The following is a 13,447-nucleotide window of genomic DNA, read 5'->3' on the forward strand; positions in this document are numbered from 1 at the left end:
TAATTGTTAATGCTCTGGTGATTCATGGTCACTACTTTGAAAATGTTGCGATGTGTCAACACTTTTCATATTAGAAAGAGGTGGACTAACTGCACTGCTTTTCGTTTGTGCAAAACTTTTAGCAGCTTCAACAACCTTGCTTATACGAGGTTCTTTTTCTAGCTCTTTTAGGTACTTTGAGAAGATTTCACAACTTTTGTCATCCATATGTACCATTATTTTACCAAAACTTTCAGCTTTTTCAGAAGATAAAATCATTTCGATCTTTTCATCGCCTACCCTAAAGGTCATTTTTACTTTGCCTTGCATATCATGATATTGCCAGCTTTTTATTCAGATTAGATTATCTCCTTCTCCTATTCGCAATGCACCATATTCTAAGTCCTTAAATTCCGGGGAGTTCATAAATTTTGCAGGAGTGATCACACTTTTTTCTGGACACTGTACATAATAAAATTTATTATCTCTTTCTACTACAATTCCTTTTTTTTGTCATTTTCAATACTATCACTTACAATTTGTTTTAGACGTGACAAATATTCGCCGCGTTCTTTCAGTATATCTTCTGGCAATAATCTCCGAACTTCTTGGCTCACATCAGTGCCTGTTGAAACTAGATTAAACATTTCTAACATAAGAGGCCGTAGTTTTTCTTTTCCAGTCTCAGTAACATTTTTATCTTGCTCCATGAGGTGGTATAAGATCAGTATCGAATAATCTATTATTGATGACTTTTTTCTCCTTGGAATACATCAACACTAAACATGACCTTGTGCTTTTTTGCATCGTCTATAGATTTTTGAAGTCTCTTTGCTATGTTTTCGATAGCTTCATCATTAGGTAAGTGTTCAGGCAATGGCGTCAACTTAAGGAAAAATATCAGCGACAGTGTATAAAATTTCTCTCCAAATTTTTTATCATTAAATTATCCAAAGAGTGCAAGGGACAGCACTTTTGTTTCTGTTTTATTTCAACAAAGAAGTCTAAAATGTGTCCTTTTTAGGTGAAATATGCAAAAAGGAAAAAACCTTATTCTACAAATTAAAAATATAATATACTCGAAAACTTTTCAGAAAATCCATTGTGTTGAGTTTTACACGAACAAGAAAACTTCCTTTTTCGACAGTATTTTCTATGATTTTAAAGTTAGTTAAAAAAAGTTTGGGAATAGAATGTGAACTTATGGAGCCATTGACATGTACCCTCAAAGCAAGCTTTTTCTAAAGCAAGGTATAAGATTTGCCATACAGGCTTTCAAGAATTTAAGAGGTTGTCCACAAACCAGTAAATCAAGCATATTCCCTACTTAACATAACTTTACTCATAGCCAGATATATGAAACTTTCAGTAGATGTTGTAAGTAAATCGTACTCCTTTGATAGCCTTCTATTTCTATTGATCCAAGCAAAAGTCCTCTCTACCACCCACCTTCTCGGCTGTACTGAAAATCCAGGATCCCGTTGTGGCAATAGTTCTAGTGGTGTATCTTTATGCACCCAAAACCTACATGGAGGCCTTTTGACAATTTCAATATCTATCCCATATTCTCTCTTTACGTAATCCTTTAAATCTTTTCCTTGGTATCCCATATCAGCCCACATTTTCTTAATATTGCTGTATTTTTCCTTCATATTGTCCAATGCCATCTTCACCCCATCTCTGTCATTTTCGCTTGCAGCTCCTACATAGCAACCAAGCACAAATCCTTGAGTATCTGTGATTATATGTCTTTTTCTCCCCTTTACCTTTTTCGCACCATCATAACCTTTGCCCCCCCTTTTTCCGTGGTTTTTACCGATTGACTGTCCACTATGCATGCGCTCGGCTTCCCATTTTTGACCTACTATATTTAGTGATATCATAGTTCATTTTCTCAAAAATTCCCTGCTTTTTCCATCTTCTAAACTGTTCATGCACAGCCTTCCACGGCGGAAAATCGTGTGGTAAATAGCGCCATTGACATCCTGTGCGCAGTATATAAAGAATTGCATTTACTATCTCACACTTACTGTATTTTGGTGGCCTTCCTCCTTTCTTGTACGATACTCTGAAGTGTTTTTCTATTCTTGCCCATTCCCTTTTACTTAAATCTGTTGGATATTTTTTCCTCATCTCTTACCTCAATATTCTTTCTTTATATACTACGTATTCCTTGGTTTGTGGACAACCTCTCAAATCTTACTATTACCAACAAATATGAGGTTCGTGAGCAAGTCGCCATCCTTCTGCTAAATCAAAGAGACGTTTATATCCTTTCCAAAGAGTAATTGGTCCTGGTTTTGGGTCGCTTTTTCTTGCTAAATGACCTCCAAGTTCACGAAACGGCTTCTTTTATAGTAGGGGCTATATTTGGACATGGTTTCCTGTGTATTTTAACATATAAAACTTTCCATTCTTCCTCAGCTAATAAGGCAGTACATGGTAATGTTGGGTTAGTTCTTGCAATTGATGTAATAAAGAAAATTCTCCAAGCAATAATCCTCATGACTGTTAAATACCTCATTAATCTTTCTGCTGTTCCAAGTCTACATTCCTCAACTTTGAGACCGGATTTAAAATTTTATGTAATATATCTATTTTCCATCTAAGGCAATTGTAAGTTAAAAACGTGATATAAAAGAGATAAGAGAGAAAGATAACCCTGCTCACTAGGAATAGCGGGCGTGCGCGACCGAAAGGAAATTGGTATTACAACCGTTGGTATCAAGGTACGCTAGCCCTATCTCTCGATACGTTTGAATAGTTGCTTGGGACATATATATGCACCCGTTTACAATCTTAAATTAACTAAAACTATCGAGGTTTATTATGGTTACATCTTATCAAAATTTTATTGGCATTGACATCGGAAAATTTAAAAATGTCGTTGCAATTCACAAACAGAAGAATGCTGTCGAATTTGATAATAATGCTTCTGGTTGGCAACAATTATTTCAAGAGTTTTCAGATATTCTACCTAATGCTTTAGTGACTTTAGAAAATACAGGGAAATATGAGCTTGGCTTATCACATTTTCTTACCGACAAAAATATTGCCGTGCATCGAGCTAATACTCGTAAAGTAAAAAGCTTTATTTTATCTCACGGAACTTTAGCAAAGTCTGATAGATCAGATGCAAGAGCTCTTGCTCAATATGGATTTGAACGCCATAGAACTATCTCTCTATTTGTACCTACCTCTACAGAACAATCAACTTTGGCTGCACTTTGTCAACGTCGTGATGATATTACGCAAATGAGAACTCAAGAAAAATGCAGACTTGAAGCACCGGAAAATGATCATATAAAAGAAAGCTGTCAAAAGACCATTGAGTTTTTCGATAGTCAAATAAACGAACTCAATGATACTATACAAAAGATTATTGATGAAAGCCGCGAATTACAACAACGCCAAAAAATTCTTAAAACAGTTCCTGGAATAGGTAAAAAGTTATCACAAGATTTTTTGTGTTTAATGCCAGAGCTTGGTTACTTAAATAGAAAAGAAGTAGCAAGTCTTGCCGGAGTTGCACCGCATCCAAAAGAAAGTGGTAAAGCTGTTGGTTACCGAAGGATTACAGGTGGTAGAAGTAACGTTCGTTCAAAGCTGTTTACAGCCGCTATGGCTGCTACAAGGTCAAAATCTATACTTGGCGCCTTTTATTCTAAGCTTGTTGAAAGTGGTAAGAAGAAGATGGTGGCTATAACAGCCCTAATGCGTAAAATTATAGTAATTGCTAATACAAGACTTAAAGAAGCAATTAATTTGCATACTTAAAAATCTTCACAACGGTAACTGAAATTGGCTAATGAATATGTGCGTCCACACAGACTTAAAGCACATATTCATTAGCTTAAGCAGAAATTGCTGTGGTAGCTGTTTGATATAAAATTCTATTTCTATGACAAACGGGTTTTTATTGCCCATATAATTTGCAAAATTACACAAATAAAAAAATTTTTAAAAAACATAGTTGATATCAACTAATTTTTTCAACAGCTTCATCGAAAGTATTAACTGAAAGATTCGTTAATAGCATCCATTCTAGCGGTTTTTTTTTAAGGGAAGGGGAGTTTTCTCAACAACATAAACTGCATAAAGTGGTAATTTAGGTAGTTCTTCCGTCTTATGCCTAATATTATTCTTAGATGGATTCATCATAAACTTTCCAAATCTAACTTCCAAACGTGCTGTTCTTTTTGGCTTATTATCTTTTACAGGAACTTCAACTTCTACCGTACCTGCACAATGAGAGGATTTAATAAATGCCCATAACTTCTGCTCACCTTTTTCAGGATATCGAGATTTTCTATTTACTGCTCTATCTCTGCATGCTCTAACTAGCACTGCCGAATTAAGACTATGTGCAAGCTCAAAAAAGTCATATATATCTGCTTCTCTATCGCATACAGTTATAGTCTCAGTTTGAGTTGGATCAATAATATTATTTGTTTTTCTTAAAGTTTCCAACCACTTTACGCTTTCTTTATCTTCAATGCGATCGCTCTTTTTTTTAAGGTTCTCATTTTCTTCAGGTCTTGAATAAACTTTTTGATCTAGTATCCCTAGTACCAAACCTTCTATACTAACGGCAAGATCTGTATGCATTATAATACCTTTTGCAGTATCATAACTGGACAAATTTGCTAATCCGCTTGTTTTTTATGGTTATTATATACAATGTAACTGGTATCTTGAATGACAAGAACCCTCTTGTGAGCTTTTGTTCTCTCAACTGTTTTATCAATGTGTGAAGCTAGAATATCGACTTCTTTTACGTTCTCATTTAAAAAAAACGATATGCTGCTTTTGCTTCTGACCAACTTCCGCATGCCTCATTAATTGAGCTTTCAGGTAAACTTATCAAACTGTCAGCAATATTTACTAATCGGTCAGTTAATCTTTTATCTCCAAGTACAGCATCTCCAAATTCATTTTTAGCCCATTCATTACTCTCGTTTGCCATTTTTATACCCTCAATATTTGCAAACTCTAATATTGTAATACTTTATTTATAAGTACATTTATATTTGTGGGTAATAGTAAGGAATGACACCGTCTTGGATGGAAACCAGTGTCAGCTACTTTCATGACACCATCACAAGGTGAAACTGGATCCCAGATACTGTCTCTGCTGTCAAACAAATTATCCAACAAAATTACAATTAAATGGTTGATTATTTTTAAGAATACCAAAAAAGACATGCATTAATTTTCGCATTAACGCAAGAACTATGACTTTTGGACATTTGCCTTTACTTGCTAGACGCTGACAAAACTTTTGAAAATGATTATTATGGTTTTTGACTACTATAGCTGGCATATAAAGAGCTTTTCGAATACGCTCAGATCCTATTTTGCATATTGCAACTTCTCTTACTTACTGACGATCCCGATTGATAATGTCCTGGATTTAGACCAGCAAAAGCTGTAAATTGTTTAGCATTGTCAAAGTTATCAACTGATGGCATTTCTGCGACAACAGCAACAGCAGTAAGATATCCTATACCTTTTATAGTCTTAAGGTTTTCCACCATATTTTTTAGATGTGGATAGTTATTTATATGCTCATTAATTTCTTTTTCGAGAACAATAATTTGCTCCTCTATTGCCAAAATTACTTTAGATATAGCTTCTTTGCAACTGGAATGCATATTTTTGTTTTCCAAGCGATTTGTCTGTTGCACCTTATCATCTTTTAGCGATTGCATGCAACGGTAAAGCTCCCTCAAATGCCTCATTTCAGGTGCAATGGGCTTCCAAAGAGCAGGTTTGTTGGCGATACAAAATCTAGCTATCATAGCTGCATCTGATTTATCTGTCTTATTTCTGAGCAGCTCACTTTTGCCAAAAGCTTTGATTTGGGCTGGGTTTACTATACTGACATTATGTCCTAAATCGTGCATAAAAGTAGCCAAATCTTCTCCATACCAACTAGTTGCTTCAAGACATAAATGAGTAAGATTTGCTCCATGGCCATTGCACCAAACTACAAGTTTTGCAAAACCATCTTGATTATTTTGAAAGACTTTGTGTCGTTTTTTACTGTCCACTAACAAACAAACATCAAATTTCTTTTTTGAAATATCCACACCCAAAATAGCATTTACTTGCATAAAATTGCCTCCAAGACTATAAATAAACTGAGAGTTTAGACTAACCTTGTAATACGGGATATAATTCCAAAAGATACTGTTCAGTCTTTAACTCTATGGGAGGGAAGCAAAATCTGGCTTAATGGCATTAGTGTCGCATCAGCTTCACCCTCCCTGTGAGGTATTTTAGCTCTAATGCCTCACATCATAAAGATACAAGTGTCTGGGCACTGGGATGACAAGAAGAGAGCACTGGAATGACAGGAGAAGGGGGGCTACTACCGTCATAAAGGAACCAGTGTCAGCTACTCGGATGATACCTCTTTCTACTTAATTTGGGTTATGCAAGAAGTCTATTCGCGGTATAGATTCCGCTAACGAGTAGCGAAATGATGGTTTTTCAAATCGTCGGTAAGCCTAAGTCAGTTTAGCTATATGCTTTTAATTCCCCCAAAAGGAGAATTAAATATGTGAAATTCTAGTTGATATAATTTAATGAATGGTTAATTTTAACTATTAATTTATTTGAGAGATTTTAATAATATTTAACCCACTCGTTTTTCTATTTTCCATATCGTGATGTGCTTGAATTATTTCATCAAATTTATATTTTTTATTGATCCGTACAGTTAAAAGTTTTTTTCTTATCATCTCGAAGATTTCCATTGTGGTAAGCACTAATGTGAATCTATCATGCTTATAATGGTATATTGAGGTTCCAGTTGCAAATAACGAACGTGAACTAAGTAAAGAAAAACTAATAGGAGCGTTACCTGATATCTGCCCATAGGAAACGTATATGCCGAACCTGCCTAAAGATTCAAAAGAGAGCTTACTTGTAGCGTAACCTATGGGGTCATACACTGCACCTACTCCTCTGTTTTGCGTAATCTCCATAATTTTAGAAACGAAGTCTTTATCATTGTAGTTTATTGCGTATGTGCAGCCACTTTGTAAAGCTATCTTCATTTTTTCATCAGAGCTTACAGAACCTATCACTACACCTTTTTTATCCTTTGCCCATTGACATATTATTTGCCCTAAGCCACCATTAGCTCCATGAACTAGCACGAAAGCACCAGGCCTGATTTTATAAGATTGATTAACTAAATAGTGAGCTGTCATACCTTTAAACAGCACTGCAGCAGCAACTTCATCAGATATGTCATCTGGAATTTTTATCAGATATTTCTGGTGTATAATGCGCTTTTCACAATATGCCCCTGGAGGAGCTGTGCAATATCCAACTCTGTCTCCAACTTTGAATCCATCACTGATTTTTTTACCAAGTTTTTCAATAACCCCAACTGCTTCCACTCCAAGCACTGATGGTAAATTTTTAATTTTGCGTGTACCTTTTCTGTGCTCTAAATCATAACGATTTAAGCCGATAGTTGTGTGACGCACTAAGACTTCCTCGCCTTTTGGCTCACCTATGCTCTTATCTACAAATTCTAATACTTCTGGTCCCCCAGTTTTTTTAATTTGTATAGCTCTAACCATGATGAATATTAAGACAAAAACTTTGATTATGTTATCTAACAATTAATATTTTGCAAAGTTATTGTTTTCACAATCAATAGACTTTTTGCGTTACCTCCTGTCATTCCAGTGTCAGCTACTTGGATGACACCCTATTGATTACTGAAATGACATGGTTTGCAAACATTCTGTTACTTAAGCTTAAAAAACGTGTATGACAGTGTTATTTCGCTCAAATCTTTTGTATTGTTATCAAGCATTATCTCAGGATCTATATAAAAAGATACGGGCATAGCTGCTTTTTGTTTTGGTAGCAACATTTGTTCTTCAAAACAAAAGCATGCAATTTTATTGAAATACTTACCTGCTTTGAAAGGCGTAACGTTATACACCGCCATTCCAAATGAAGGTTGATCAGATAGATTTTTTGCGTAATAAAACGCTAAACTTTGTTCTCCTATGTTTACGTCAACGTAGTTAGTTTCTGATTTAAACTCCCAAGGTAGATCGGACATTATATCAGCATTGAAATGGACCCTGATCTTTTGGTTAGTTATATTTGTTGTTGTGTTAGTTACTTTTCTTATTGTGCCACCATACCCAGTAGCTTTACAGAAAATGCTATATAGAGGTACCGATGCATATGCAAGACATATCATCGACACAACTAAAGATACTAAAAAGAAAACTATAGAATTCTTACTGCCTTTCCTTAAAAAGGAAAACATCTAATCCCTATTGTTGAACAAGTTAAGTAACCTGAGTAGATTGAGAAATATATTAATAAAGTCAAAATAAAGATTAGTTGCACCGAGTATTGCCAATTTAATAGTAGCAACTTCTGATCCGTCATTATGTTTATAATAAACGTCCTTGATTCTTTGAGCATCATACGCAGTCATTAAGGTAAAGACTATTACTGATATGAACGATATTGCAAAGTGGAGAGGACTACTTCCAAGAAATAAATTTACTATAGACGCAATGATTAACCCCCAAACTCCCATAATCAAGAAAGAGCCCATACTTGTAAGATCTCTTTTTGTAGTATTGCCATATAAAGCCATAGAGCCAAACATGATTGATGTAATGAAAAACGCCCTTGCTACATTTTCTGCAGTATAAACTATAAAAACATAAGATAAGGAAAGCCCCATTAACACTGAGAACGAGAAAAATATAGTAACGGCAGACTGAGCACTTAGGTGTTGAATTCTATAAGACATGTAGAACACCAATGCAACCGGAGATAACATTACCACAAGCGATAGAACGGGATTAGAATAAATTACTTGAAAAAGACCAGAAAATACTGTTAAAAATGCAACAAGCCCTGTGACGCCCAAAGCTAAAGCCATGTAATTGTATACTTTAGTTAGGTAACTTCTAAGCCCAGCGCTATAGTAAACGCCTTGAGAGCGAATATCCTGTTCATTTCTCATATAAGACATAATATAACTCCTTTTGTCCATTATTTAACACATTATAATATAAAACCACATTTTTATCAAGTGTTTTTATTATAAACAGCTATGCGCTGGCATTTGTTTTAATATAAATAGAATATAGGCCTATTGCTGCTGCATTTGAAACATTTAAGCTGTCAATTACGTTTGATATTGGGATCTTTAAAAGATAATCACAATTTTCTTTAACTAACCTCCGCATTCCTTTCTCTTCAGAACCAAAAATAATTACTCTTTTTTTCTCAAGACTCTTTATTTCATCTATATTTTCTTTAGCATTGCAATCAAACCCGTAACACCAGTAGCCGACCTTTTTTAAATACTGCATAGTTTTTACTATATTTGTAACGTATATTAGCGGAACAATATCTAAAGCCCCACTTGCTGCTTTTGCAATAGATGCATTTTCACTCGGTGAATGGTTATGTGGTAAAACCAATGCGTTGACATTAAAACAAGCTGAAGTTCTTAAAATCGACCCAATATTGTGCGTGTCAGTGACTTGATCTAAAATGACTATAGTAGAGCTGTCGTTTGAGCTTTCAGCTATTTCTTCAATGCTTAAGTTATAAAGAATAGGGGCAACATTTAAAGCAATTCCCTGATGGTTAGCACCTTTGGGTAAAACGTCATTAAGTATTTTGTTTTCTACTAATCGAACTTTAATGCCCTTACTGTCTACACATTGCCTAATTTCTTTTTTGTGCTCTCTATAGAAATTTTCTGTTGCTAACAGTTCTATACACCGCCTATTTTTATTCTTCAGTGCTGACATGCAGGTGTGCTTTCCATACAGCCAAAAATTCTCATTAGTTTTTGACGATTTCATCGTATTATTGAAAATCGGGTTTTTATAGAATAAGCAACATTTTACTATGTTTGGATATTGTTGTAAAATTATACAATTCGATTAATGCGTTTATGTCGGACGATGAGTTGGATTGGCAAAAAAATGTTAAGCCAATAGAATGTGGAAAAGTTACTTTGAAAGTTGATCATAAAGTAAATATAAAGTCTATGGTTGATAAAGGTACCTCCGACTTACAAGGGAATTTTCTTAATACCAATAATAGTAACTCATCATTTTGTCTTGACTACAACACAAAATCAAAGATTGATAGGGGTAAATATTTTATAAGCGATAAGCTCGATTTGCACGGCTATAATATAGAGGATGCTTACTGTAAATTGATAGATTTTATTATCAAAAATTATCGAGCAGGAAATAGATGTTTATTGGTAATTACGGGATACGGCAGTGCAACAAATAAAACAGACACTATAAAGAGTAACTTAAATAAATGGTTAAATGACACTAAAATCCAGCATATGGTTCTATACTACCAACAAGCTACGAAAAAACATGGTGGTAAAGGGGCTTTTTATGTTTTATTAAGAAGGAATAAAAACCTTGAGTCCTGATACTTAAAATTCCTTTTAAGCCTTAATTTTTCTTGTATAACCATACAGTGTTCGGCAGCGCGTGACGCACAACTGTGCGAACATTGTGATTTGGGTCTACCAGGAAGGATGTCTCCCAGTACCTCTTTTCCCGTCATCCCGCTACGTGTTAGCGGGATCTCATTTCACTTTATGAGGGTGTCATCCGAATAGCTTGACTACTTGGATCCAGATTGGATACTGAGTTGGTGAGTATAAAAGTATAGCTTCTACGTCATACCGCCGCGGTATCTCAGCCGCTAACAAGTAGCGGGGTGACGAGTTACTATACCGCTGCGAACCGTCATACCGCGATTTATTCCATAGCTGTACGAACATTCATTTTTGAAGGTAAACTGCACAGCAAATGGTGTCATTCCAGTGCTTGACACCGGAATGGCTTTGTTGCATAGCAACTGAAAAATCTGGTGGCTACTGACAAAATTCATTATAAAATAGCCATTTAACCTTGAAAGAAAAAATATGCCACAAAAAATGAGGGTCAGTAACCATAGCGAATATAACAAATTTCTAGAAAAAAGAGGAAATATTTTTCATTATATCAACGAAGCCATAGAAAAGTGGTACGAGAATGGTCCAAAAATACCAGGTGGCAACAATATTTATAGCGATAAAGTTGTAATTTTGGTGCACATAATAACTTGTTTATTTAGAATAGGCCTGAGGCAAACAGTTGGGTTTATAGCAGGATACCTTGAGCAAATTGGGAAAAATTTGCAAGTTATCAGCTATTCACAATCATCAAGAAGGTTTAAGAAACTCAATATTAAGATCAATGATTGCAGAAAATAATATGGAAGATATCGAAATTGCTATAGACAGTACAGGAATTAGTATATACAACAACACTCCTGGTCATAGCAAAGAAAATAGCGAAGATAGAAAGTATCGCAGCTATGAACAGACAAGAAAATTGCATGTAATGTTGAATACAAACAGCAAAAAAGCCATAGCTGTAAAATACAGTAACGGTGTCTACTCTGATCACTATGGAGCTTGTGATTTGCTAAAAGAAGTCGATTTTCAGTATGTCATAAAAGTACTATATGCAGATAGGGCATATGACAGAGAAAAGCTCTATAAGCTGTGTAATCAATATGGTATAAAAACGAAAATTCCTCCGAAAAACAACGCAGCAGAGCATCCAAAATTGGATTATATGCTTGATAGAAATGCCGCTATTCAGTTAATGAAATTACATGGTGAGAATGGTATAAAAAGATGGAAAGAAGAAGTAAATTACGGAAAAAGATCGTATATTGAAGGATTTTTCTCAAGGTTGAAGCGAATATTTGGGTTTAGTTTTAGGAGCAAATCTGAAATTAATCGTGAGAAGGAACTGCTACTCAAGTGTTATTTGCTTAACAAATTTACTGAAATAGGCATGGCTAAGTTTGAGATAGCTTCATGAATTTATTGTACGTTACCTACTATCCGAAGAGCGATGCAACAAAGCCCACTGGAATCCAGCCGGCTTTGTTGCATCGCTAGCTATGATGGATTAAAGATAAAAAAGGTGGAGAATATCAGTAGCTTATTATTCTGGTATTTATAACAAGAACGGTCAGTGAATACCTAAATTTGAGTAAAAGAAATTTCACTACCACTCACTAATCCGGCTAAAATTCAAGAATTTCAATGCTTTAGCTATTTTCAATAGAATTAAATTTATTAATATAAATAACAAGTTACTATTCTTAAATTTGATCAGATTGATTGCAAAAAAAACAAGATTTTCAATAAGTTGCTTATAATCCTAATTATAGTTAGCCTTTCATAAGTAGCGATGCAACAAAGCCATTCCAGCGTCACGCGCTGCCATGTGGTATACAAATTTCCTTCGAATTACAACGTACGTGCGCTCTATATGCACTTGATTGACAAATGCTCTCTTATCAAAATCTCAAGAATCTGCACTATATTTAATGCTGCGCCTTTGCGCAGGTTGTCAGCCACTATCCACATATTTAATCCGTGCTCAACAGTATTGTCTCTTCTAATACGCGATACATATACAGCATTCTCCTGTACAACATCAATTTGAGTTATGTATTCACTATCTTCACGCCTGTTGTACACTAAAACTCCACTATCTTCGGCTTCACTTAGCACTTCACGAGCTTGTTCTTCAGTGATATGTTGATCAAATTCCACATTTACTGCCATAGCGTGACCGATAAAGACGGGCACCCTTACACAAGTTGCAGTAACTTTTATATCTTCCTCTAAAATTTTTTTTGTCTCCTCTTGCATTTTCCATTCCTCTTCTGTAGAACCATTTTCCATGAATTCTCCTACATGGGGAATGCAATTGAATGCTATTTGCTTAGAGAATATCTTGGGTTTTTTAGCTTCGTTCATAAAGATTTTTTTTGTCTGGTCATAGAGCTCATCCATTGCTGCTTTGCCTGCACCAGAAGTTGATTGATAAGTTGAAGCAACGATTCTCTTTATTTTTGCTTTTTGGTGTAATAGATGTAGTACTAGCAGCATCTGTATTGTAGTACAGTTTGGATTGGATATTATGTTGTGGTTTTTATATTCCATAATTTTTTCTTTATTAATCTCTGGAATAATGAGTGGCACACCCTCTTTCATTCTAAAATGGGAACTGTTATCTATCACGATGCATCCAGCCTGTGTTGCAATTGGTACATACTCTTCAGAAACATGAGATCCAGCACAGAAAATGGCTACATTAGTTCCAACGAAGTCATAATCCTCAAGGCATAAAACTGTTAACTCTTTGTCACCAAAGCTCACCTTCTTCCCTTCTGATTTTTTCGATGCAAGTGCAATAACGCAATCTATCGCCTCATCTTGAAATTCAGCAAGCGTGCTTAATACCTCACGCCCTACTCTTCCGGTTGCTCCAATAACAGCAATTTTGTATCCCATATAGATGAACCTCTAATTTCAAAGTTCTATTATATTTTTACTGACAAAATTTACAATTGTTTTAAT

General features: G+C 35.1%; 14 protein-coding genes and 4 pseudogenes. 5 read left to right on the plus strand and 13 right to left on the minus strand.

The window, feature by feature from the left end; all coding sequences use genetic code 11:
• Positions 1-6: 6 nt before the first annotated feature.
• A complete protein-coding gene (locus AAGD74_RS06515) occupies positions 7-309 on the minus strand; it encodes a hypothetical protein (protein ID WP_231115838.1) in 303 nt (100 codons plus the stop codon).
• 164 nt (positions 310-473) lie between these two features.
• Positions 474-689: a hypothetical protein gene (locus AAGD74_RS06520; RefSeq protein ID WP_233641024.1), complete on the minus strand. Its 216-nt coding sequence runs from the start codon at positions 687-689 to the stop codon at positions 474-476.
• A 321-nt stretch (positions 690-1,010) separates the two neighbouring features.
• Between AAGD74_RS06520 and AAGD74_RS06525 the strand changes: the two are divergent.
• A pseudogene (locus AAGD74_RS06525) lies at positions 1,011-1,276 on the plus strand (IS4 family transposase); the annotation flags it as partial.
• A gap of 13 nt (positions 1,277-1,289) precedes the next feature.
• On the opposite strand, the pseudogene AAGD74_RS06530 reads toward AAGD74_RS06525, so the two are convergent.
• Positions 1,290-2,112: pseudogene (locus AAGD74_RS06530) on the minus strand (IS5 family transposase).
• A 72-nt stretch (positions 2,113-2,184) separates the two neighbouring features.
• Positions 2,185-2,592, minus strand: a pseudogene (locus AAGD74_RS06535) (IS4 family transposase); the annotation flags it as partial.
• Positions 2,593-2,808: 216 nt separating this feature from the next.
• Between AAGD74_RS06535 and AAGD74_RS06540 the strand changes: the two are divergent.
• Complete coding sequence (locus AAGD74_RS06540; protein ID WP_209472550.1) at positions 2,809-3,756, plus strand: IS110 family transposase; 948 nt, start codon at positions 2,809-2,811, stop codon at positions 3,754-3,756.
• 208 nt (positions 3,757-3,964) lie between these two features.
• Here the strand turns inward: AAGD74_RS06540 and AAGD74_RS06545 are convergent.
• The 7 genes and pseudogenes from AAGD74_RS06545 to rlmB all read right to left on the minus strand — a co-directional run.
• Positions 3,965-4,945: pseudogene (locus AAGD74_RS06545) on the minus strand (IS4 family transposase); the annotation flags it as partial.
• A gap of 180 nt (positions 4,946-5,125) precedes the next feature.
• Positions 5,126-5,302 (minus strand): hypothetical protein, encoded by a 177-nt coding sequence (locus AAGD74_RS07355; RefSeq protein ID WP_265041098.1) that lies wholly within the window; start codon positions 5,300-5,302, stop codon positions 5,126-5,128.
• Between the two features lie 22 nt (positions 5,303-5,324).
• Positions 5,325-6,095, minus strand: a complete 771-nt coding sequence (locus AAGD74_RS06550; RefSeq protein ID WP_341810541.1) for a transposase — start codon at positions 6,093-6,095, stop codon at positions 5,325-5,327.
• A gap of 495 nt (positions 6,096-6,590) precedes the next feature.
• Positions 6,591-7,577: a quinone oxidoreductase family protein gene (locus AAGD74_RS06555; RefSeq protein WP_236514441.1), complete on the minus strand. Its 987-nt coding sequence runs from the start codon at positions 7,575-7,577 to the stop codon at positions 6,591-6,593.
• Positions 7,578-7,747: 170 nt separating this feature from the next.
• Positions 7,748-8,284 (minus strand): cytochrome c oxidase assembly protein, encoded by a 537-nt coding sequence (locus AAGD74_RS06560; RefSeq protein ID WP_006279376.1) that lies wholly within the window; start codon positions 8,282-8,284, stop codon positions 7,748-7,750.
• A complete protein-coding gene (locus AAGD74_RS06565; protein WP_341810778.1) occupies positions 8,285-9,007 on the minus strand; it encodes a Bax inhibitor-1/YccA family protein in 723 nt (240 codons plus the stop codon).
• Between the two features lie 79 nt (positions 9,008-9,086).
• Positions 9,087-9,851, minus strand: a complete 765-nt coding sequence (gene rlmB, locus AAGD74_RS06570; protein WP_236514443.1) for a 23S rRNA (guanosine(2251)-2'-O)-methyltransferase RlmB — start codon at positions 9,849-9,851, stop codon at positions 9,087-9,089.
• Positions 9,852-9,943: 92 nt separating this feature from the next.
• Here rlmB and AAGD74_RS06575 point away from each other — a divergent pair, with 92 nt between their 5' ends.
• On the plus strand, positions 9,944-10,444 hold the full coding sequence (locus AAGD74_RS06575; RefSeq protein ID WP_236514444.1) for a Smr/MutS family protein: 501 nt from the start codon (positions 9,944-9,946) through the stop codon (positions 10,442-10,444).
• 278 nt (positions 10,445-10,722) lie between these two features.
• Here the strand turns inward: AAGD74_RS06575 and AAGD74_RS06580 are convergent, their stop codons facing one another.
• Positions 10,723-10,911, minus strand: a complete 189-nt coding sequence (locus AAGD74_RS06580; protein WP_338482635.1) for a hypothetical protein — start codon at positions 10,909-10,911, stop codon at positions 10,723-10,725.
• A gap of 34 nt (positions 10,912-10,945) precedes the next feature.
• Between AAGD74_RS06580 and AAGD74_RS06585 the strand changes: the two genes are divergently transcribed.
• Together AAGD74_RS06585 and AAGD74_RS06590 are read left to right on the plus strand one after the other, a co-directional pair.
• On the plus strand, positions 10,946-11,275 hold the full coding sequence (locus tag AAGD74_RS06585) for a transposase (RefSeq protein WP_007548762.1): 330 nt from the start codon (positions 10,946-10,948) through the stop codon (positions 11,273-11,275).
• The gene (locus AAGD74_RS06590; RefSeq protein ID WP_082246250.1) at positions 11,259-11,894 is read left to right on the plus strand and encodes a transposase; all 636 of its coding nucleotides are present in this window, start codon (positions 11,259-11,261) and stop codon (positions 11,892-11,894) included. The genes AAGD74_RS06585 and AAGD74_RS06590 overlap by 17 nt, the downstream gene beginning before the upstream one ends.
• Before the next feature lie 452 nt (positions 11,895-12,346).
• Here the strand turns inward: AAGD74_RS06590 and AAGD74_RS06595 are convergent, their stop codons facing one another.
• On the minus strand, positions 12,347-13,381 hold the full coding sequence (locus tag AAGD74_RS06595) for an aspartate-semialdehyde dehydrogenase (RefSeq protein WP_012673309.1): 1,035 nt from the start codon (positions 13,379-13,381) through the stop codon (positions 12,347-12,349).
• Between the last annotated feature and the right edge of the window lie 66 nt (positions 13,382-13,447).

This window comes from Wolbachia endosymbiont (group A) of Campoletis raptor (assembly GCF_964026755.1).
Taxonomy (GTDB): Bacteria; Pseudomonadota; Alphaproteobacteria; order Rickettsiales; family Anaplasmataceae; genus Wolbachia; species Wolbachia pipientis.